14 protein-coding genes are annotated in these 20741 nt (G+C 70.5%); 3 read left to right on the top strand and 11 right to left on the bottom strand.

The genetic code is table 11. The features are described 5' to 3' along the window. The first annotated feature begins 154 nt into the window (after positions 1–154). On the top strand, positions 155–676 hold the full coding sequence (locus ACIP8W_RS27205) for a TerD family protein (RefSeq protein ID WP_401949232.1): 522 nt from the start codon (positions 155–157) through the stop codon (positions 674–676). A gap of 124 nt (positions 677–800) precedes the next feature. Here ACIP8W_RS27205 and ACIP8W_RS27210 read toward each other — a convergent pair whose 3' ends face one another. The 3 genes from ACIP8W_RS27210 to ACIP8W_RS27220 form a co-directional block, all read right to left on the bottom strand. Next, complete coding sequence (locus ACIP8W_RS27210; RefSeq protein WP_401949229.1) at positions 801–3677, bottom strand: vitamin B12-dependent ribonucleotide reductase; 2877 nt, start codon at positions 3675–3677, stop codon at positions 801–803. Positions 3678–3821: 144 nt separating this feature from the next. Next, the gene (nrdR, locus tag ACIP8W_RS27215; protein WP_402150905.1) at positions 3822–4331 is read right to left on the bottom strand and encodes a transcriptional regulator NrdR; all 510 of its coding nucleotides are present in this window, start codon (positions 4329–4331) and stop codon (positions 3822–3824) included. A 235-nt stretch (positions 4332–4566) separates the two neighbouring features. After that, positions 4567–4701, bottom strand: coding sequence for a hypothetical protein (locus ACIP8W_RS27220; protein WP_401949224.1), 135 nt, complete (start codon positions 4699–4701; stop codon positions 4567–4569). A gap of 122 nt (positions 4702–4823) precedes the next feature. On the opposite strand from ACIP8W_RS27220, the gene lexA reads away from it, so the two are divergent. Next, the gene (gene lexA / locus ACIP8W_RS27225; RefSeq protein ID WP_401949221.1) at positions 4824–5609 is read left to right on the top strand and encodes a transcriptional repressor LexA; all 786 of its coding nucleotides are present in this window, start codon (positions 4824–4826) and stop codon (positions 5607–5609) included. Between the two features lie 135 nt (positions 5610–5744). Here the strand turns inward: lexA and ACIP8W_RS27230 are convergent, their stop codons facing one another. Genes ACIP8W_RS27230 through ACIP8W_RS27250 form a run of 5 tightly spaced genes read right to left on the bottom strand, consistent with a single transcriptional unit; the run spans position 5745 to position 13628 of the window. Continuing rightward, on the bottom strand, positions 5745–7715 hold the full coding sequence (locus ACIP8W_RS27230; protein WP_401949218.1) for an ATP-dependent DNA helicase: 1971 nt from the start codon (positions 7713–7715) through the stop codon (positions 5745–5747). A 38-nt stretch (positions 7716–7753) separates the two neighbouring features. Further along, complete coding sequence (locus tag ACIP8W_RS27235; RefSeq protein ID WP_402204993.1) at positions 7754–9616, bottom strand: IucA/IucC family protein; 1863 nt, start codon at positions 9614–9616, stop codon at positions 7754–7756. A 58-nt stretch (positions 9617–9674) separates the two neighbouring features. Beyond that, the gene (locus ACIP8W_RS27240) at positions 9675–10340 is read right to left on the bottom strand and encodes a GNAT family N-acetyltransferase (RefSeq protein ID WP_402204995.1); all 666 of its coding nucleotides are present in this window, start codon (positions 10338–10340) and stop codon (positions 9675–9677) included. A gap of 41 nt (positions 10341–10381) precedes the next feature. Further along, a complete protein-coding gene (locus ACIP8W_RS27245; protein WP_401949211.1) occupies positions 10382–12235 on the bottom strand; it encodes an IucA/IucC family protein in 1854 nt (617 codons plus the stop codon). Between the two features lie 28 nt (positions 12236–12263). Next, a complete protein-coding gene (locus ACIP8W_RS27250; protein ID WP_401949208.1) occupies positions 12264–13628 on the bottom strand; it encodes a diaminobutyrate--2-oxoglutarate transaminase family protein in 1365 nt (454 codons plus the stop codon). A gap of 288 nt (positions 13629–13916) precedes the next feature. On the opposite strand from ACIP8W_RS27250, the gene ACIP8W_RS27255 reads away from it, so the two are divergent. Then, positions 13917–15143, top strand: a complete 1227-nt coding sequence (locus ACIP8W_RS27255) for a trypsin-like serine peptidase (RefSeq protein ID WP_401949207.1) — start codon at positions 13917–13919, stop codon at positions 15141–15143. A gap of 92 nt (positions 15144–15235) precedes the next feature. On the opposite strand, the gene hflX is transcribed toward ACIP8W_RS27255, so the two are convergent. From hflX to ACIP8W_RS27270, 3 genes are all read right to left on the bottom strand, one after another. Beyond that, positions 15236–16726: a GTPase HflX gene (hflX, locus tag ACIP8W_RS27260; RefSeq protein WP_401949204.1), complete on the bottom strand. Its 1491-nt coding sequence runs from the start codon at positions 16724–16726 to the stop codon at positions 15236–15238. Positions 16727–16842: 116 nt separating this feature from the next. Then, positions 16843–18354, bottom strand: a complete 1512-nt coding sequence (locus ACIP8W_RS27265) for a M1 family metallopeptidase (RefSeq protein ID WP_401949201.1) — start codon at positions 18352–18354, stop codon at positions 16843–16845. A 234-nt stretch (positions 18355–18588) separates the two neighbouring features. Then, positions 18589–20700, bottom strand: a complete 2112-nt coding sequence (locus ACIP8W_RS27270; protein ID WP_401949198.1) for a RelA/SpoT family protein — start codon at positions 20698–20700, stop codon at positions 18589–18591. Positions 20701–20741: the final 41 nt, after the last annotated feature.

Below are 20741 nucleotides of genomic sequence, written 5' to 3' on the forward strand. Positions count from 1 at the left end.
CGACCGGACCAGCTACAAAGCCACCACCCGCATCGAAATCCTCGCGCCCGCAGGCCCTTGACAACCCAACCCAACCCGCAAACTTCACGGCCTTGGCACTAGCCTTGCGTCCAGTGGCCGGAGTTCCGGCCGGTTCCGAGGAGGGGGAAAACTGGTGAGCAGCCTCAACAGAGGGGTGTCCAAGGTCGAGGTCGAGCTCAAATGGGACCCCAGTCCCAGGGGCGAGTCCCCGCACGATCTCGATATCGTCGCGGCGACCTACACGTCCGGCGCCCCGGGCACACCCGCCTATCTGGTCCATTTCGGCAGCCGCTCGCCGGACGGCACCATCACGCTGGACCGGGAGAGCCGCACCGGCCAGGGCTTCGGCTCCGACGAGGAGATGACCCTGGAGCTGGACCGGCTGGGGTCCGACTATGTCCGCGTGATCGTCGGCGTGGCCATCCAGCAGCGCGACGGCCGTCTGGCCTTCGGCTCGGTGGCCAACCCCAGGGTGCGCGTCCTGGAGGGGTACACCGAGTTGGCGAAGCACGACTTCAGCGGCGTCTCCGGGGCGACCGCGGCGACCTTCGCCGAGTTCACCCGTGACGCCTCGGGCGCCTGGCAGTTCCGTACGGCGGTCCGGGGATTCGACACCGACCCGCAGTCCTTCGGCGCCGTCATGGGCAGCGCCTGACCCGGGTCATGGACAACGTCCGGCCGGGCCGCCCCCGGATGCCGGAGGGGCGGTGAGCCGTCCTTGGGTTCACCGCCCCTCCGTTCACAGCCCGGCGCGGGCCCGGCCGGCCCGCGCCCGAGAATCAGCTACAGCCGCTGGTGGAGCCGCAGCCCTCGCAGATGTAGCACGACCCGGCCCGCTGCATCTTCGTACCGCAGGACAGGCAGAGCGGTGCGTCGGCGCTGATGCCGAGCTGGATCTCGACCAGCTCGGCCGAGGTGCGCGCCTCCTTGGGCGACGGGATCACGGCCGCCGGGGGAGCGGCCGCCGGGGCCGACACCTGGGGGGCCGACTGGGCGAGGCTCTCGATGTCGAGGTCCTCGTCGTCCAGCGACGGCTCGTACGAACCGGTGTCCAGGTGTCGCTGGCGCTCCTCGGCGGAGTGGATGCCGAGGGCGGAGCGGGTCTCGAAGGGCAGGAAGTCCAGCGCGAGACGGCGGAAGATGTAGTCGACGATCGACTGCGCCATCCGTACGTCCGGGTCGTCCGTCATACCGGCCGGCTCGAAGCGCATGTTGGTGAACTTGGAGACATAGGTCTCCAGCGGCACGCCGTACTGCAGACCGACCGAGACGGCGATCGAGAAGGCGTCCATCATCCCGGCCAGGGTGGATCCCTGCTTGGACATCTTGAGGAAGACCTCGCCGAGACCGTCGTCCGGGTAGGAGTTGGCGGTCATGTAGCCCTCGGCGCCGCCCACCGTGAAGGAGGTGGTCAGACCGGGACGTCCCTTGGGCAGACGCTTGCGTACCGGGCGGTACTCGATGACCTTCTCCACCGCCTCGCGGATGGTCTCCGCCGCCTTCTCGGTGACCTTCTCCTCCTTCTTCTTGGCGGAGAGCGGCTGGCCGACCTTGCAGTTGTCGCGGTAGATCGCGAGCGCCTTGACGCCCATCTTCCACGCCTCGAAGTAGACCTCTTCGACGTCCTCGACGGTGGCGGTCTCCGGAAGGTTCACCGTCTTGGAGAGCGCGCCGCTGATCCACGGCTGGATGGCCGCCATCATGCGGACATGGCCCATGGCGGAGATGGAGCGCTCGCCCATGGCGCAGTCGAAGACGCTGTAGTGCTCGGTCTTCAGACCGGGCGCGTCGACCACCACCCCGTTCTCGGCGATGTGGGCGACGATCGCCTCGATCTGCTCCGGCTGGTAGCCGAGGCGGCGCAGCGCCTGCGGCACCGTGCCGTTGACGATCTGCATCGAGCCGCCGCCGACCAGCTTCTTGAACTTGACCAGGGCGAGGTCGGGCTCCAGGCCGGTGGTGTCGCAGGACATCGCGAGACCGATGGTGCCGGTGGGCGCGATGACCGAGGCCTGGGCGTTGCGGAAGCCGTTCTTCTCGCCGAGGCGCAGCACGTCCTGCCAGGCCTCCGTGGCGGCGGCCCAGACCGGACTGTCCAGGTCGTCGACCCGCACGGCCGTCGCGTTGGCGTCGGAGTGCTGCCGCATGACGCTCTTGTGCGGCTCGGCGTTACGGGCGTAGCCGTCGTACGGACCGACGACGGCGGCCAGCTCCGCGGAGCGGCGGTACGACGTGCCCGTCATCAGTGAGGTGATGGCACCGGCCAGACCGCGGCCGCCGTCGGAATCGTACGCGTGGCCCGTGGCCATCAGCAGGGCGCCGAGGTTGGCGTAGCCGATGCCCAGCTGGCGGAAGGCGCGGGTGTTCTCGCCGATCTTCCGGGTGGGGAAGTCGGCGAAGCAGATGGAGATGTCCATCGCGGTGATGACCAGCTCGACGACCTTGGCGAAGCGCTCGGACTCGAAGGACTGGCTGCCCTCGCCGTCGTCCTTGAGGAACTTCATCAGGTTCAGGGAGGCGAGGTTGCACGAGGTGTTGTCCAGGTGCATGTACTCGCTGCACGGGTTCGAGCCGTTGATGCGGCCGGACTCCGGGCAGGTGTGCCAACGGTTGATCGTGTCGTCGTACTGAATGCCCGGGTCGGCGCAGGCCCACGCGGCCTCGGCCATCTTGCGGAAGAGGGACTTGGCCTCGACCTCTTCGATGACATCGCCGGTCATCCGGGCGCGCAGCCCGAACTTGCCGCCGGTCTCGACGGCCCTCATGAACTCGTCGTTCACACGGACCGAGTTGTTGGCGTTCTGGTACTGGACGGACGTGATGTCGTCGCCGCCCAGGTCCATGTCGAAGCCCGCGTCGCGCAGGGCGCGGATCTTCTCCTCTTCCTTGACCTTGGTCTCGATGAAGTCCTCGATGTCGGGGTGGTCGACGTCGAGGATGACCATCTTGGCCGCGCGGCGGGTGGCGCCGCCCGACTTGATCGTTCCGGCGGAGGCGTCCGCGCCGCGCATGAAGGAGACCGGTCCGGAGGCGTTGCCGCCGGAGGAGAGCAGTTCCTTGGAGGAACGGATCCGGGAGAGGTTCAGGCCGGCGCCCGAGCCCCCCTTGAAGATCATTCCCTCTTCCTTGTACCAGTCGAGGATCGAGTCCATCGAGTCGTCGACGGCCAGGATGAAGCAGGCCGAGACCTGCTGCGGCTGGGGCGTGCCGACGTTGAACCACACCGGGGAGTTGAAGCTGAAGATCTGGTGCAGGAGTGCGTACGCCAGCTCGTGCTCGAAGATCTCGGCGTCCGCGGGCGAGGCGAAGTACTGGTAGTCCTCACCGGCCTTGCGGTACGTCTTCACGATCCGGTCGATGAGCTGCTTCAACCCGGTCTCGCGCTGCGGGCTGCCGACGGCCCCGCGGAAGTATTTGCTGGTGACGATGTTGACCGCGTTCAGCGACCAGAAGTCGGGGAACTCGACGCCACGCTGCTCGAAGTTGACCGAGCCGTCGCGCCAATTGGTCATGACGACGTCACGGCGCTCCCAGACCACCTCGTCGTACGGATGCACGCCGGGGGTCGTGTGGATGCGCTCGATACGCAGCCCCTTGCCGGGCTTGGTTCCCTTGGTCCGGGAACTCCGTGCCGGGCCGCTCGCCGTCTCTGTCATGCCGCCTCCCATATACGTACAAAAACGCCCTGAAATGCCATGTTCTTCCCATGGCGCGGGTGTGTGTCTGATGTCCCGGGCGCGCTTGGAAGCGCCCGGGACAGGTCTGCGTCACCGCGGAGCGGCCAGGATCGGGCCGGCCGGTCAGTCCGCGGCGGTGGCGGGCGCGGGGACCGCACTGGCCCCGTCGACACCGCGTTCCTCCGAGGGAGGCCGCTCGCGCAGTTCCGCGATGGCGGCCTCGAAGTCTTCGAGCGAGTCGAACGCCCGGTACACGGACGCGAAGCGCAGGTACGCGACGAGGTCGAGCTCCCGCAGCGGTCCGAGTATGGCCAGCCCCACGTCGTGGGTGGTCAGCTCGGCGCTGCCGGTGGCGCGCACCGCCTCCTCGACCCGCTGGCCGAGCTTGGCGAGGGCGTCCTCGGTGACCGGCCGCCCCTGGCACGCCTTGCGCACGCCGGAGATGACCTTGGTGCGACTGAAGGGCTCGGTCACGCCGCTGCGCTTGATCACCATCAGTGAGGCGGTCTCCACCGTGGTGAAGCGGCGGGAGCAGTCGGGGCACTGGCGGCGGCGCCGGATCGAGGTCCCGTCGTCGGTGGTGCGACTGTCGACGACACGGCTGTCCGGATGTCTGCAGAAGGGACAGTGCATGGCTACCAACCCTCCTTCACAGCGCGACGAAATAGCCTCGCCAGGGCCCGGAAGAGCCCCTCGAAGCAAGCCCAAGCATAGGCGATGACCTCACCCGTCAAAGACCGGGGGACCACAAGGTCTGGGTGGCTGCGACAATCCAACCACTAGATCTGGGGTTTGGGTGCATCCTACGACCCCGGCGCGTGTCGCGTGTCGGGGCAGGTGGCGCGGGCCTCGCGGGCCGCCGACGAGCCTACGGGAAGGGCGCGGCGCGCCGGGGTTCCGGGCCGCCCGGTGGAAGACTGGCGGCCGGTACGGACTCCGCCCGCGCGGCGCCGAACGCCACCACGCCGAAGGCGCTTTCCATCGCCACTCGAAAGGCTGCCATACACCCATTCAGACCTTCGAGGTGGTTACTCTACGATTTTTCACTCGAACGTGTGTTTGGCGCAACCTTTCGAAAGCTACTACCGTTGTCCAGCTAGGGAGAACATTTCGAGAGGGGCCGACGTGACCACCACCGCAGACAGTGCCACCATCACTGCCCAGGACCGCTCCCAGAGCCGATTCGAGCCGGTGCACTCCATGAATGACGCAGTCATGAACCCGGAGGGTTCGAAGCCCAACCGTTCGCTGCCCGGCCGACCTCCTGGAATCAGGGCGGACAGCTCCGGTCTCACGGACCGGCAGCGACGGGTCATCGAGGTCATCCGCGACTCCGTGCAGCGCCGTGGCTACCCGCCCTCGATGCGGGAGATCGGCCAGGCCGTGGGCCTCTCCAGCACCTCGTCGGTGGCCCATCAGTTGATGGCCCTGGAGCGCAAGGGCTTTCTGCGCCGCGATCCTCACCGGCCTAGGGCGTACGAGGTCCGGGGATCGGACCAGCCCAGCACCCAGCAGACGGACACGACCGGCAAGCCCGCCGCCTCGTACGTGCCGCTGGTGGGCCGGATCGCGGCCGGCGGACCGATCCTGGCGGAGGAGTCCGTGGAGGATGTCTTCCCGCTGCCCCGCCAGCTGGTCGGGGACGGAGAGCTGTTCGTGCTGAAGGTCGTCGGTGACTCGATGATCGAGGCGGCCATCTGTGACGGCGACTGGGTGACGGTCCGCCGCCAGCCGGTCGCGGAGAACGGCGACATCGTGGCCGCGATGCTGGACGGCGAGGCGACGGTCAAGCGCTTCCGCCGTGAGGACGGCCATGTCTGGCTGCTCCCTCACAACGCGTCCTACCAGCCGATCCCCGGCGACGAGGCGACGATCCTCGGCAAGGTGGTGGCGGTCCTCCGGCGCGTCTGACGCCCTGCCCCGCCGGGCGACTCCTCCATCAGGAACCGCTTCGGAGAAGAAGTTGCGGTACACGCCCGAACCCCCGTGTACCGCAACTTTGTGCGTGGATCTCCCTCCGAGCGGCTGTCCGCCCGGCCGCACGGCTCACCGACCGTCGGCCACCGCCGCGGCATCGATCGTCGCCAGGGACCGCCGCACCGTATTGCGGTCCGTCGTGTACCAGAAGTCGGGCAGCGAGGACCGCAGAAAGCTGCCGTAGCGGGCGTTGGCCAGTCTCGGGTCGAGTACGGCCACGACGCCCCGGTCCCCGCTCGCGCGCACCAGACGCCCGGCGCCCTGGGCCATCAGCAGGGCCGCGTGTGTCGCCGCCACCGCCATGAACCCATTGCCGCCCGCCTCCTCCACTGCCTTCTGCCGCGCGCTCATCAGCGGATCGTCCGGACGCGGGAACGGAATCCGGTCCATCACCACGAGCTGCGAGCTGGGCCCCGGTACATCGACACCCTGCCACAGCGACAGCGTGCCGAAGAGGCAGGTCCTGGGATCGGCGGCGAACGCCTTGATCAGCTCGCCGAGCGTCTCCTCGCCCTGGAGCAGGATCGGCGCGTCCAGCCTGCCGCGCAGCTCTTCCGCCGCCGCCTGGGCGGCCCGCATGGAGGAGAACAGCCCGAGCGTACGCCCGCCGGCGGCCTCCACCAGCTCCGCCAGCTCGTCCATCATGTCGCCGCGCGAACCCTCCCGCCCCGGCGTGGCCAGATGGCGCGCGACATACAGAATGCCCTGCTTGCGGTAGTCGAAGGGCGAGCCGACGTCGATGCCCTTCCACTGCGGGATGTCCTCGCCCTCGGTGCCCTCCGGCGACAGACCGAGCGAAGCGCCCACCCCGTTGAAATCACCGCCGAGCTTGAGCGTGGCGGAGGTCAGGACGACCGAGCGGTCGGTGAAGAGCTTCTCCCTGAGCAGCCCCGACACGGAGAGCGGCGCGACCCGCAGGGACGCGCCGAACCTGTCGTGCCGTTCGCACCAGACGACGTCCCACTCGGAGCCGTTGGCGATCCGCTCGGCCACCCCGTGGATGGACTCGACGGAGGCGAGCGCCTGTTTGCGTACGACGTCCTCGTCCTGAACGGACTTGTCACGGGTCGACCCGAGCGCCGAGATCACCGTACGAGCCGCGTCCCGCAGCGCCATCAGCGCGTACCCGAGGTCCTCGGGGACCTCTTCGAGCCGGCCGGGCAGCGACAGCTCCATCACCCGCTCGAAGCCCTCGGCCGCCGTCTGGAGCTCGTCGGCCGCCTTCTCGTTCACCAGCTTGGCCGAGCGGCGGACCGCGCGGTGGACCTGCCCCGGGGTCAGCTCTCCGGTCGCGACCCCGGTGACCCGGGAGACCAGCTCGTGCGCCTCGTCGACGATCAGCACCTCGTGCTGCGGCAGCACCGGGGCGCCCTCGATCGCGTCGATCGCGAGGAGCGCGTGGTTGGTGACGACGACCTCGGCGAGCTTGGCGCGCTCACGTGCCTGCTCGGCGAAGCACTCGGCGCCGTACGCGCACTTCGTCGCGCCCAGGCACTCCCGCGACGAGACGGAGATCTGGGCCCAGGCTCGGTCGGAGACGCCCGGGGTCAGATCGTCCCGGTCGCCCGACTCCGTCTCGTCCGCCCAGTCCCGCATCCGCAGCAGGTCCTGGCCCAGCTTGCTGCTGGGCGCGGCCGCCTCGAACGGATCGAAGAGCCCCTCCTCCTCGTCCTGCGGGACTCCCTCGTGCAGCCGGTGCAGGCAGAGGTAGTTCGACCGGCCCTTGAGCATGGCGAACTCGGGACGTCTGCGCAGCAGCGGATGCAGCGCGTCGACCGTACGCGGAAGGTCACGCTCCACCAGCTGGCGCTGGAGGGCGAGGGTCGCGGTGGCCACCACGACCCGCTCGCCGTGCGCCAGGGCGGGCACCAGATAGCCCAGGGACTTTCCGGTGCCGGTGCCTGCCTGGACGAGCAGATGGGACGGGGCGTCGATGGCTTCGGCGACGGCCTCGGCCATGGTGACCTGGCCTGGCCGTTCCACACCGCCGACGGAGGCGACGGCGGCGTGGAGGAGCTCGGGGAGTGATGGCTTCGTCATAGCCCGACCACCCTACGGCGCGCCACTGACAACGGCGGTCACCCGCTCGGACGCCGGGACGCGAGCGGGTTGGGAACCGTACCGTGCACCGCCGCGTGCGGGCGGTCGGAGCGGTCCCGGTAGCCGTCGAGATGCAGCCGGTTGCGGTTGAGGCAGAGGCGCTCGATCCGGGGTGTGAGCAGGTCGAACGTCTCGAAGCGCTCCTTCAGCTCGGGGAACCTGGTCTGGTACCGCAGGATCTCCGCCCGTACGAGGGACCAGAACTCGTCCTCCGGCACGTCCAGTTGCTCCTGGCACAGCGGCGCCAGATAGCGGAAGACCCCGACGAAGAGCCCTGAATGGATGAACTGCGTGAGAAAGGCGGGCTCCTCTGTAAGGAGGATGTCCTTCACCTCGCCGGGCATCGTGTCGTGCTCGGGCAGCGGCCGGGCGCTGAGGTTCACATCGTCGACGAAGTCCTTGATCGCGAGCCGTACGGGCACGTCCTGGCCGTCGAAGACCACGATGGCGTTCTCGCCGTGCGGGGAGAAGACCGTCCCGTACCGGTACAGGAAGTGCAGCAGGGGCGGCAGGAGCGCCGCGAAGAGCCGCTGGAGCCAGTCGGCGGGGACGAGCCCGGAGCGCGCGACCAGCTCGGCGGTGAACGCCCGTCCCTCGGGATCCGTATGGATCAGGGAGGCGAGTGTACGGGCGCGCTCGCCCGGGGCCAGCCGGGTCTGGAGGGGCTCGCGCCAGATGGCACCGAGCAGTTCCTTGTACTGGTACGGGACTTCCGGGAGATGGTCGTAGAGGGGATGCTCAACGGTCACGGAGGCGACTTCGCCGAGCAGGATCACACCGCACTCGTCGCGCAGGAACGGATCGGCGTCACGTACCCCGTGCATCCACGCGGTGACAGCGGGGGCGGCCGTCGTGCGTTCGGTGGGCAGTCCGCGCCAGACGAGCGTGTTGAGGATCGACAGCGGCAGTTTGACCGTGTGCCGGCCGGGGCGCGCGATGTTGAGGAACGTACGGATGGACTGCTGCGGCAGCCGGAGATCACCGTCGGTGGGGAGCGGAACGATCGCTCCCTCGGCTATCGCGGGCGCGTAGAGCTGGACCAGCACCTCGTCCCACTGCCAGGGGTGCACCGGAAGGTAGAGGTAGCCGGCCGGATCGAGTCCCCGCCCGCGCAGCACGGAGTCGAAGCGCTCACGGACGGCGTCGTCGAGTTCGAGGGCGTAGAGCAGACCGGGCGCGTCCAGCGCCGGTACTCCCCGGTAGGTGGCCAGGGAGGTGCTGACCGCGATCCAGGGAAGCGTCGTGGGGATACGTCCCTCGGGCGCCCAGCGGTCGGCGTCCGAGGCGGAGAAGCCGACCCGGCCCTTGTTGAGGACGATCCAGGGGTGGCCGGTCTGGTGTCCTTCCAGCTCCGCGTAGCCCAGGTCGGCGAGGTCGGCGGCGCTGAGGGCGGTGTGGCCGAGCTTGGCGTCGGCGGCGAGCGTGGTGGTGAGTTCGCGGACGAGATGGCCGAGCGTCCCGCCGTCGAGGGCGAGCAGCCCCCGGGAGCGCAGCAGGAAGCGCAGGGGGTCCGTGAAGGGCTCGCCCCGGCACTCCATCGAGTCGGGATCAACACGCCAGCTGCCGTAGGAGCCGCGTGCCGCCTTGAAGGTGAACGTTTCGCCATCGTCGAACGTCAGCGCGTACCGGCCCTCGGCCGGGTCGGCGACCTGGAGCGGCTCGACTATTTCCTCGTACGCGAACTCGGCAATCATTTTGGCGAGAAGTGGACGACTTGCCCGGTTCCACGCATGCGGGTTCAGCTCGGGCGGGGAGAACAGTACCGGCGGCTCGTCCGAGCCGGTGGAGGGTACGGGACCGGCGGGGCCGGTGGAGTCATGGTTGGCAGAGGACGTTGGCACGAGAACTCCTCGGGTGGGAACCGATGGGGATCGAGCGGGACGGGGGCAGCGAAATCGTTCACAGCAGATCGCGGAAGGTGCGTTCACGGACCATGAGAGCGGCTCGTTTGTCGGGGAGGTCGACTTCCGCGGAGAAGCGGAAGCCCGCGCTGAGGAAGGCGGCGACGGAGGGGGTGTTGCGCAGGTCGGGTTCGGCGACGACGCGTCCGCAGCGGGGGCGGTGGTCGAGGACGAGGTCGGAGACGGCCCGGAGGAGGGTGGTGCCGAGACCCCGCCCCCGGTCGGCGCCGCCGCCGAGGAGGAGATGGATCCCGGTGTCGTGCGGGCGGGCGGGGTAGTGCCGCGCGAGGGGGTCGAGGTCCGCGCGGTACAGCTCCCAGTAGCTCATCGGGACCCCGCCCAGCACACCGAGGAAGGGGGCGCTGCGCCCGTCGCCGTCGAGCTGGGTGCGGAGATGGGCGGCGGTGACGGCTTCGGCCCCGGCCAGCTCCCAGAAGGCGGCCACGGCGGGGTCGTTCATCCAGCGGCTGATCAGCCCCAGGTCGCGTTCGGCTCGTACGGGCACGAGGCGGAACACCCCTGCGGAGGTGGTGGCCGGGCCCCAGTCGGCGGGGGTGTCGAGCAGATCACCGGCCGGGGGATCGAGGGGGTCCTCGCCGTCACCGGCGGGATGCGGGGCGGGGCGGCCGGCTCCGGTATCGGTGCCCGCGTCGGTGGGAGGCACAGGGGCGCTCTCCTCTCGGCAGTTCGGTCGGTCGGGTGCCTTCAATCGCGAAGGGGGTTGGCGATGGTGACATAGACGGACTGGGTGTCCACAGGGCCGACGAGTTCGTCGAGGCCGTGCAGCCGGGTGAGCAGATTGGCCTTGCAGCGCAGGGTCGGGCTCTCCAGGAGCTGTCCGGGCAGCGATGAGCCGAGCCCCGACGACCCGGCGAGGAACTGCCGGAAGGCCGCGAGGAGGAGGCGTTCGTCGGCGAGCCCCTGGGCGCCGAACGCCCCGATCAGACCGAAGACGTTGTTGATGGCCAGGTAGTAGGCAAAGCGTTCGTCGGTGACCGTGTCGGAGACGAAGGTGTCGCTGACGGAGCCGATGCCGGGGAGCCTGCGCTCCAGTTGGAGGCGGTGTGACTCACGGAAGTAGTAGCCCTGATTGTCGCGGTAGCGGCCACCGATGGGCCAGCCCGCGGTGTCGAGGAGGACCAGGGTGTTCTGCTGGTGTGCCTCCAGGGCGATACCCGCAGTACCGTCCAGCCAGAGCACCGGGCGTACGACCTGGTCGAGATAGCGCAGGAACCACTCGGCGGCCACGGCCCCACCGGTACGGCCGGTGCGGGCGGCGAGCCCGGAGACGATCGCGGCCAGCCGCGAGTGCATCCCGGTGCGGCCGGGGTAGGGACGCGGGGCGGTCAGTCCGGCGAGGCAGACGGCGTCGTCGTCGGAGGTGAACGGGTTGTGACGCAGCATCACGTCGAGGCCGGGCACCGGTTCGCCGTCCTGGTCGTCGACGGCGAGCCAGGCGGGGTCGCGGACGATGTCGAAGCCGGGGTGGGCGGCCTGCCATTCCTTGCCGAGGCCGCCGCGCAGCAGCCGGTGGACCTCGACGCCCCGGTGGAGTTCCTTGCGGAGGTTCTCCCGGCGGGAGTTGGTGATGCGTACGCCGAGGGAGAGCTTGAGCATGGCGGCGGCGCCGGGCCGGTACACCGTACGGATGGAGGAGGTCGGGTGCCAGTGCTCTCCCCGCTGACCGAGGTCGTGGAGGAGTCCGGCGTCGAGCAGCCGGGAGACGGCGGGGCGGTGCGCCAACTCGCGTGCCTGCCACGGGTGGAGCGGCAGGGCGACGGTGCCTTCGGGCAGGGCCGTGCCCCCGAGGAAGCGGGCCATGAGCTGTTCCGCGGGGAGGATGCGGCCCTGTTCGGTCCAGGCCGAGTCGGTCGCGAGTACGGACCGGTCGACGGCCATCCAGTGGAGCGGGAAGGAGCCGCGCGACTCCGGTGAGTAGAGGCGGGCTTCGGTCTCGGAGAGTCCTTCCCGGCTCTTGGGCGTCGGGTGGAGGGGGTGTCCGAGGAGAAGTGACTGTTCGGCGGTGAGGAAGAGGTCCGCACCGGCGGCGGGCTCGGGGCCGCCGCGCCGGTCGGCGATGAAGTCGGCTGTGTGCGAAAGGGAGTTGGCGACCCTGCCGACGAGGTCGGCGCCCTGGTAGCGGCCCGACTCCCGGCCGAGGAGCGCCGCGACGGTGACGGCCTCGGCGGCGGGGGCGTCCGGGGGGCAGCCCTCCAGGAACGGCATGCCGAAGCGGTGCCAGCCGGTGGCCGACCAGTGGCGGACGGGGACGAGGAGTGCGGTGCCGCTGGCGTCGAGCGGGATCCGCAGGATCCGGCCGTCCGGGCGGGGCAGGTCGTTCTCCCGGACCCAGCAGCGCAGCAGGTTCTCGACGGCCGCCGCGTCGGCGGCCTTGAGCGGATCGGGGTGGTCGAGCTGATCGGCGACGAGCGGGGCGTCGAACGCGTGGGCGGTGGTGGGTTGTTCGCCGAAGCCACCCGCCGGTTGCCGTGGCACCGTCGCCGCCTCGGCGAGGGCGCGGCCGTCCGACTCGGGCACATCAGGTGTGGTGGGGTTCACTGAGGGCTTCCTTGTGGGGTGTCCGGGGTCAGGAGGACGGGCCGGGCTCTGTCCGACGGAGCGCGGCACGCTCGGCGGCGGCCAGGGCGTCGGCGAATCGGTCGAGGACCGCGACCGCCTGCTCGTCGGTGAGCGTGAGCGGAGGGAGCAGCCGTACGACGGCGCCCTGGCGTCCGCCGAGTTCGACGATGAGGCCACGGCTCAGGCACTCCTGCTGAACGGCGGCCGCGAGGGCGGGATCCGGCGGAGCCGGGTCGCCGGCCGCCGGGGCGACGAGTTCCACACCGATCATGAGACCACGCCCGCGTACATCTCCGACACAGGGGTGATGGGCGGCGAGCCCCTGGAGCTGCCCCAGCATGCGCGCGCCGAGCACCGCGGCGCGGGCGGCGAGTTCGTTCTCCCGTACGTAGGCGAGCGTGGCGGCACCCGCCGCCATCGCGAGCTGATTGCCGCGGAAGGTGCCCGCGTGGGCGCCGGGCGGCCGGAGATCGAGGTCCTCGTGGTGGACGATCACCGCCAGGGGCAGGGAGCCGCCGATCGCCTTGGACATCACCATGACATCGGGGGTGATCCCGCTGTGCTCCACCGCCCAGAAGGCGCCGGTCCGCCCGACCCCGGTCTGGACCTCGTCGACGATGAGCGGGATGGAGCGGTCCGCCGTGATCCCGCGCATTCTGCGCAGCCACGCGTCGGGGGCGGGGATCACCCCGCCCTCGCCCTGCACCGGTTCGAGGACCATGCCCGCGGGCGCCGGCACTCCTCCCTCGGGGTCGTCGAGCAGGTTCTCGGTCCAGCGCGCGGCGAGTTCGGCGCCGCGCTCCCCGCCGACCCCGAAGGGGCAGCGGTAGTCGTACGGATACGGCAGCCGGGTCACCCGTACGTCCTCGGCGCCGCCGGAGACGGCGAGGGCGCCCGCCGTCATCCCGTGGTGGCCCCCGGTGAAGGAGAGGATTCCGCCGCGGCCGGTGGCGATACGGACGAGCGCGAGGGCGGCCTCGACCGCGTCGGTGCCCGTGGGACCGCAGAACCGCACCTTCGCCTTCGCGGCGAACTCCAGTGGCAGGGTGGCGAACAGCTCGGTGGTGAAGGCGTCCTTGACCGGGGTGGCGAGATCGAGGGCGTGCAGCGGGGCGCCCGAGTCGAGGACCTTCCTGATCGCGTCGAGGACCACCGGGTGGTTGTGGCCGAGGGCCAGCGTGCCCGCCCCCGAGAGGCAGTCCAGATACCGCTGTCCGTCCGCCCCCTCGATCGTCAACCCCCGTGCGCGCACCGGCACGATGGGCAGTGATCTCGCGTAGGTACGGGCCGCGGACTCGCGCAGGCTCTGGCGCCGGAGGATGCCCGCGTGCGCGACGGTCGGTGCCGCCGGAGGTGGTCCGGTCACAGCCACGTCTGTCGTCCTCCCGTTGTCACCGTTCGGTCACTTGTCAGTACGGCGCCCGCCCGGCGAATGTTCGACGGTGAACGCCGCTCTGGCCTCCGTACGTACCAACGACGGGGTGCGCCGGGAATCACGGGCGTCCGGGAGATCCTTCGGCCGCGGAACCGCGCCCCTGCCGCACACCCTCCCCCACGGCACCGGCATAGTGGGGGCCGCGTACCGGCTTCACGACCGTGACAGGGGTACGCCGACTGTCACTTGTTCCGAATGACCTCGAAGTCCCAGGGGGATTACGCCATGCGACCCATTCGCCCGACGCTCGCCGCACGCCGTGGGAGGAGCGCCCGGCGCAGAACCTCCCCCGTTCTCGCCGCCGCCGCGATGGCCGCGGCCCTCGCGCTGACGGCGACCGCCTGCGGACCCGACGAGGACAACGCCGCCGCCCAGCCGACCGAGTCCGCCACCGCCGCGTCCGACGGCAGGATAACCATTCCCGACGATCTCAAGGACCGGCTCAAGGAGCACGGGATCGACATGGACAAGTGGCGCAACGGCGAGTGGAAGAACTGGGACAAGGCCACCTGGCTGCGTGAGGCCAGGGACTACGTCAATCCGATCATCGAGGGCCTCTGGGACCCGGACCGGATGCGGGGCGCGGAGGAGCCGCCGGACAACCCGGTCGGCGACCAGGACATCTCGGGCGACGAGGGTGTCACCGACCCGACGCCCGCGCCGGTCACCGCCCAGGCCGTGGCCGCCCCGTACAGCGAGAACGCGGCCGAGTCGGGGAAGTTGTTCTTCGACGGGCCCGACGGGTCGATGGTCTGCTCGGCGACCGTGGTCAAGGACCCGGCGCACCCCGGCAAGTCCAACATGGTGTGGACGGCGGGCCACTGTGTGCACGCGGGCAAGAGTGGCGGCTGGTACCGCAACCTCGCCTTCGTCCCGGCCTACAACGACAAGGCCCTGGAGACGTCGGCGCTCGACGCCGCACCCAAGGAGCAGGTCGCTCCCGACGGTGTGTGGTGGGCCGACTGGGCGCAGACCTCCGAGCAGTGGATCGCCCAGGGCGCCGCGACCGGCGGCCAGGGTGCTCCGTACGACTTCGCGGTGATCCATGTCACCCCGGAGAAGGGCGGCACGGGCAAGTCGCTGGAGGAGACGGTCGGTTCGGCGCTGCCGGTCGAGTTCAACGCTCCGGCCGCCGCGAAGATCTCCGAGCTGACGGCGACGGGCTACCCGGCGGCTCCGCCGTTCGACGGCCAGAAGCTCTTCCGGTGCCAGGACCGGCCGGGACGGCTGTCGCTGAACGCCGATGACCCGACGATGTACCGCATCGGCTGCACCATGACCGGCGGTTCGTCCGGCGGCGGCTGGGTGGCGACCGGTCAGGACGGCAAGCCCGCCCTGGTGTCCAACACCTCCATCGGCCCGGTCACGGCCGGCTGGCTGGCCGGTCCGCGCCTCGGCGATGCCGCCAAGGACGTCTTCAGCGGGGTCAGCGAGAAGTTCGCGAACCGGTAGCTGCCCGTAGAACCAGCAGGGCCAGTGGGTACGGCGATGGGCCCGCCTCCTCGGAGTGAGGAGGCGGGCCCATCGGCCTGTCGGGCGGTCGGTCAGCTCGCCGCCGGCACATACGCGGCGAGCGCCGCGGCCAGCTCGTCGTGGACCCGCGCCTTGAGCACCGTGCCCTCCGGGGTGTGTTCCTCGGAGAGCACCTCGCCCTCGGCGTGCACCCTCGAGACCAGCCCGCCGTGCGTGTACGGAAGGAGTACCTCCAGCTCGACCTCGGGCCGCGGCAGCTCCTCGTCGATCAGCGCGAGCAGTTCGGGGATGCCCTGGCCCGTACGCGCCGAGACGGCGATCGCGTACTTCTCGGTGCGCAGCAGCCGCTGGAGGACCAGCGGATCGGCGGCGTCCGCCTTGTTGATCACCACGATCTCGCGTACGTCGACCGCGCCGACCTCGCGGATCACCTCGCGCACGGCGGCCAGCTGCTCCTCCGGCACCGGGTGCGATCCGTCCACCACGTGCACGATGAGATCGGAGTTGCCGACCTCCTCCATCGTGGAGCGGAACGCCTCGACGAGGTGGTGCGGCAGATGCCGGACGAATCCGACCGTGTCGGCCAGGGTGTAGACGCGGCCGCTCGGGGTCTCGGCCCGGCGCACGGTCGGGTCGAGGGTGGCGAACAGGGAGTTCTCCACCAGCACGCCCGCGCCGGTGAGCCGGTTGAGCAGCGAGGACTTGCCCGCGTTCGTGTATCCGGCGATGGCGACCGACGGCACCTTGTTGCGGCGCCGCTCCTGCCGCTTGATCTCGCGGCCGGTCTTCATCTCCGCGATCTCCCGGCGCATCTTCGCCATCTTCTCGCGGATCCGCCGCCGGTCGGTCTCGATCTTGGTCTCACCGGGACCGCGGGTGGCCATGCCGCCACCGCCGCCGCCACCCATCTGACGGGAGAGCGACTGGCCCCAGCCGCGCAGCCTCGGCAGCATGTACTGCATCTGGGCCAGCGCGACCTGCGCCTTGCCCTCACGGGACTTGGCGTGCTGGGCGAAGATGTCCAGGATCAGGGCCGTCCGGTCGACGACCTTCACCTTGACGACGTCCTCAAGGTGGATCAGCTGGCCGGGGCTCAGCTCACCGTCACAGATGACCGTGTCGGCACCGCTCTCCAGCACGATGTCACGCAGCTCGTTCGCCTTGCCCGAGCCGATATAGGTGGCCGGATCGGGCTTGTCGCGACGCTGCACCACACCGTCGAGCACCAGAGCGCCCGCGGTCTCGGCGAGCGCGGCCAGCTCCGCGAGGGAGTTCTCCGCGTCGCGGACCGTGCCCGAGGTCCAGACACCGACGAGCACCACACGCTCCAGCCGGAGCTGGCGGTACTCGACCTCGGTGACGTCTTCGAGTTCGGTGGAGAGACCCGCCACACGCCGCAGGGCGGCGCGCTCGGAGCGGTCGAGCTGATCGCCGTCCCGCTCTCCGTCGATCTCGTGGCTCCAGGCGACGTCCTCTTCCATCAGGGCATCGGCCCGAAGGCTGTCCGTGCGGGTGTCCGCGAAGTTCTGCGCGTCCTGGGAAGGGGAAGAAGAGGAGGTCATTGGATCCTTACGTCGAAAAGATTGAGTCCGTTACGCCAGTCACAACGCGTGACGATCGGGAATGATTCCCCGACGCGTCGCCGACCCGTCGATGGTGGCACGGTTCGGCGCGGCCGTCACTCCGGTTTCGTACCTGGTCCAGGAGCGGGAGCGGCCTTCGCGCCCGGCCCGGGAGCCGCCGCACCGGCGGCGGCCGGTGCCTCGCTGGTCCAGTCCGGGTGTCCGGGCATCGGCGGGGTCTTCCTCGCGTACAGCCACGCCGCGAAGAAGCCGGACAGATCGCGTCCTCCGATCCGTGACGCCAGCGCGACGAAGTCCTCGGTGGTCGCGGTCCCGTCCCGGTGGTCGCGCACCCAGTCCCGCTCCAGGCGCTGGAAGGCGTCCGCGCCGAGCTCGTGCCGCAGCGCGTAGAGCACCAGGGCGCTGCCGTCGTACACGACCGGCCGGAACAGGCTGATCTGGTATCCCGCGGCCGCGGGCTCGGGGGCCGCGGGCGGGCCGCCCCTGGCGCGCCAGCTGTCGGACAGCCGGTAGGCCTCGCGCATCCGTGCCTCCAGCGGCTTGCCTGCGTGCTCCTCGGCGTACCGCGCCTCGTACCAGGTCGCGTGTCCCTCGTTGAGCCAGAGATCGGACCACCGGTACGGCGAGACGCTGTTGCCGAACCACTGGTGGGCCAGCTCATGGACCATGACCGAGTCGACGTACCACTCGGGGTACTCGGGGCGTACGAACAGGGACCGCTCGAAGAGCGAGAGCGTCTGTGTCTCCAGTTCGAAGCCGGTGTCGGCGCCGGCGATCAGGACTCCGTACGTTTCGAAGGGGTACGGGCCGACCTGGTCCGCCATCCATCGCAGCTGTCCCGGGGTCTTCTCGAGCCAGGGTTCCAGCCGCTCGCGGTCCGCCGCCGGCACCACGTCCCGTACGGGAAGTCCGTCGGGGCCCTCGCGGTGGACGACGGCCGAGCTGCCGATGGAGACCTGGGCCAGCTCCGTGGCCATGGGGTGACGGGTGCGGTAGACCCAGGTGGTGTTCCCGTCGTGGCGGGTCGTCCCCTCGGGCAGTCCGTTGGCGACGACCGTCAGCGCCTCGGGCGCGGTGACGCGGAAGGTGAAGTACGCCTTGTCGGCGGGGTGGTCGTTGCCGGGGAAGACACGACGTGCGGCGTCGGCCTGGTTGGCCATCGCCAGCCCGTCGGCGGTCCGCAGCCAGCCGCCCGCCCGGCCGGCCGGATCGCTGGTGTGGCTGACGGTGATCCGGACGCGCGATCCCTGGGCGACGGAGCGCGCCGGGGTGACCACCAGGTCCTCGCCGGCCGTCGCGAAGGCCGCGCTCACTCCGTTGACCTCGACGGAGCGGACCTCGCCATGGGTGAAGTCGAGGTTGATCCGGTCGAGCGGCCGGGTCACCCGCGCGTCGATCTTGGTGATGGCGTCCAGGGGCTTGGTGTTGTCGCCTCCATAGGTGAAGTCGAGGTCGTAGTGGAGTACGTCGTAGCCCGGATTGCCCAGATACGGGAAGAGCGGGTCGCCGATGCCGAGCGGCTCGGGTGCGGGCAGCGTCGCGGCGACGAGCGTGGCCGAGGCCACGGCCAACAGGGCGGCGCGGAGTCGACGGGAGGTGAGCAGCATGATCCATCGCTACCAGCGCCCGTCCGGCGCACGGTGACGGCGCGCACCGCGCACACCCGAAAGGGGCAGGTCAGCGCGGGCCCGGCGGCCGGATGCCCGTGGTCGCGCAGTTGACGTATCCGGTTGACGACGACGGTTGACGGGCGCGTATCACTCGGTTGACGAAACGGCTCGGCAGAACTACTGCTGGTGAGAGCAGAACCACTGTCCGCGAGAACCGCCGCTCGCATCCCGTCAGGCGGTCGCCGGATGCTGGGCACGGCTCACGTCGTACACCCCCGGCACGTCGCGCATGGCGCGCATCAGAGCGGGCAGGTCCGCCACGTCGGGGAGTTCCAGCGTGTAGGTGTGCCGCACCCGCTGTTCGCTGGGCGGCTCCACGGTGGCCGCGACGATCGCCGCCCCGGCCGTGGCGATGGCTTCCGTGAGATCGGCGAGCAGCCGGGGACGGCCGAAGGACTCGGCGTACAGCGTGACCCGGCACTCGGGCGTGTCCCCCCAGCTCACCGCGACGGGGGCGCGGTCCAGGGCGCGCATCCGGGCCACCGCGCGGCACTCCCGCCGGTGGACCGTGACCACGCCGCCGCGGACCGCGAAGCCGGTGATCTCGTCCGGTGGTACGGGCGTACAGCAGCCCGCCAGCCGTACGGTCGCGCCCTCCAGGTCCACCACCGCGTCGGCGCCGCCGCGCCGGTCCCCGGTGACGGCGAGCGGCGTACGGGGCGCGGCGGCGGGCTGCCCGACCGTCTCGGGGTGCGCGGCGAGCCAGCCGGTGATCGCGATCTGGGCGGCGGGCGTACGCGCGTGGTCGAGCCACTCCGGGGAGGGCCCGGAGGCCGCGTCCTGGGCCAGCAGCAGCTGGACCGTGTCGCCGTCCCGCAGGACCGTGGACAGGGGCGCCAGCCGGCCGTTGACCCGCGCCCCGAGGCAGCCGTGCCCGGCCTCGCCGTGCTGCGCGTACGCGGCGTCCACACAGGTCGCCCCGGCCGGCAGCCCGAGCATGCCGCCCTCGGCGCGGAACACGGTGATCTCCGCGTCCTGCGCCAGTTCCGCGCGCAGGGTGGTCCAGAAGGCGTCCGAGTCGGTGGTGGCCTGCTGCCATTCCAGGAGGCGCGAGAGCCAGCCCGGCCTGGTCGGATCGGCGCGCTCGCCGTCGGGCTGCTCCGGGACGGGGCCCGCCTCCGCACCGTCCTGCGGTCCGGCGCTGTCGACGGACGTGTACGGGTTGCCGAGGGCGACGACGCCCGCCTCGGCGACCTTGTGCATCTGGTGCGTACGGATGAGGACCTCGGCGACCGCCCCGTCCGGACCGGCGACCGCCGTGTGCAGCGACTGGTACAGGTTGAACTTGGGCGCCGCGATGAAGTCCTTGAACTCGGAGATCACCGGGGTGAAGCAGGTGTGCAGCTCGCCCAGGACCGCGTAGCAGTCGGCGTCCTCACCGACGAGCACCAGCAGCCTGCCGAAGTCGGTGCCGCGCAGTTCTCCGCGTTTGAGCCCGGACCGGTGCACGGAGACGAAATGGCGCGGCCGCACCAGCACTTCGGCGGTGATACCCGCCTCGCGCAGCACCCGCCTGACGTCCTCGGAGATGGCCGCGAGCGCGTCACCGGCGGTGGCGTTGTCCGCGATCAGGGCGCGGGTGTGCGCGTACTCCTCGGGGTGGAGGATCGCGAAGACCAGGTCCTCCAGCTCGGTCTTGAGCGCCTGGACCCCGAGCCGCTCGGCGAGCGGGATGAGGACGTCGCGGGTGACCTTGGCGATACGCGCCTGTTTCTCGGGGCGCATCACACCGAGGGTGCGCATGTTGTGCAGCCGGTCGGCGAGCTTGATCGACATCACCCGGACATCGTTGCCGGTGGCGACGAGCATCTTGCGGAAGGTCTCGGGCTCGGCGGCGGCGCCGTAGTCGACCTTCTCCAGCTTGGTCACCCCGTCGACGAGATAGCAGACCTCGTCGCCGAACTCCGCGCGCACCAGATCGAGCGTCACCTCGGTGTCCTCCACCGTGTCGTGGAGGAGGGAGGCCGTCAACGTGGTGGTCTCGGCGCCCAGTTCGGCCAGGATCAGGGTCACGGCCAGCGGATGGGTGATGTACGGCTCACCGCTCTTGCGGTACTGCCCCCGGTGCGAAGCCTCCGCGAGGACGTACGCCTTGCGCAGCACGGCGAGGTCGGCGTCCGGGTGGTGCGCGCGGTGGGCGTCCGCGACATGGCCCATGGCGTCCGGCAGCCGGTCCCTGGAGGCGGGGCCCAGCAGCGCGGCTCTGCCGAGTCTGCGGAGGTCGATCCTGGGAAGACCTCGTCTGCGGCTGTGGGCACCAGGGCTGGTGGCCTCTGCACTCATGGGGCGCCTCCGGCAGCATCGACCGGCGGTGGATGGCGGGA

The sequence above is a fragment of the Streptomyces sp. NPDC088554 genome (genome assembly GCF_044752945.1).
Lineage (GTDB): Bacteria > Actinomycetota > Actinomycetes > Streptomycetales > Streptomycetaceae > Streptomyces.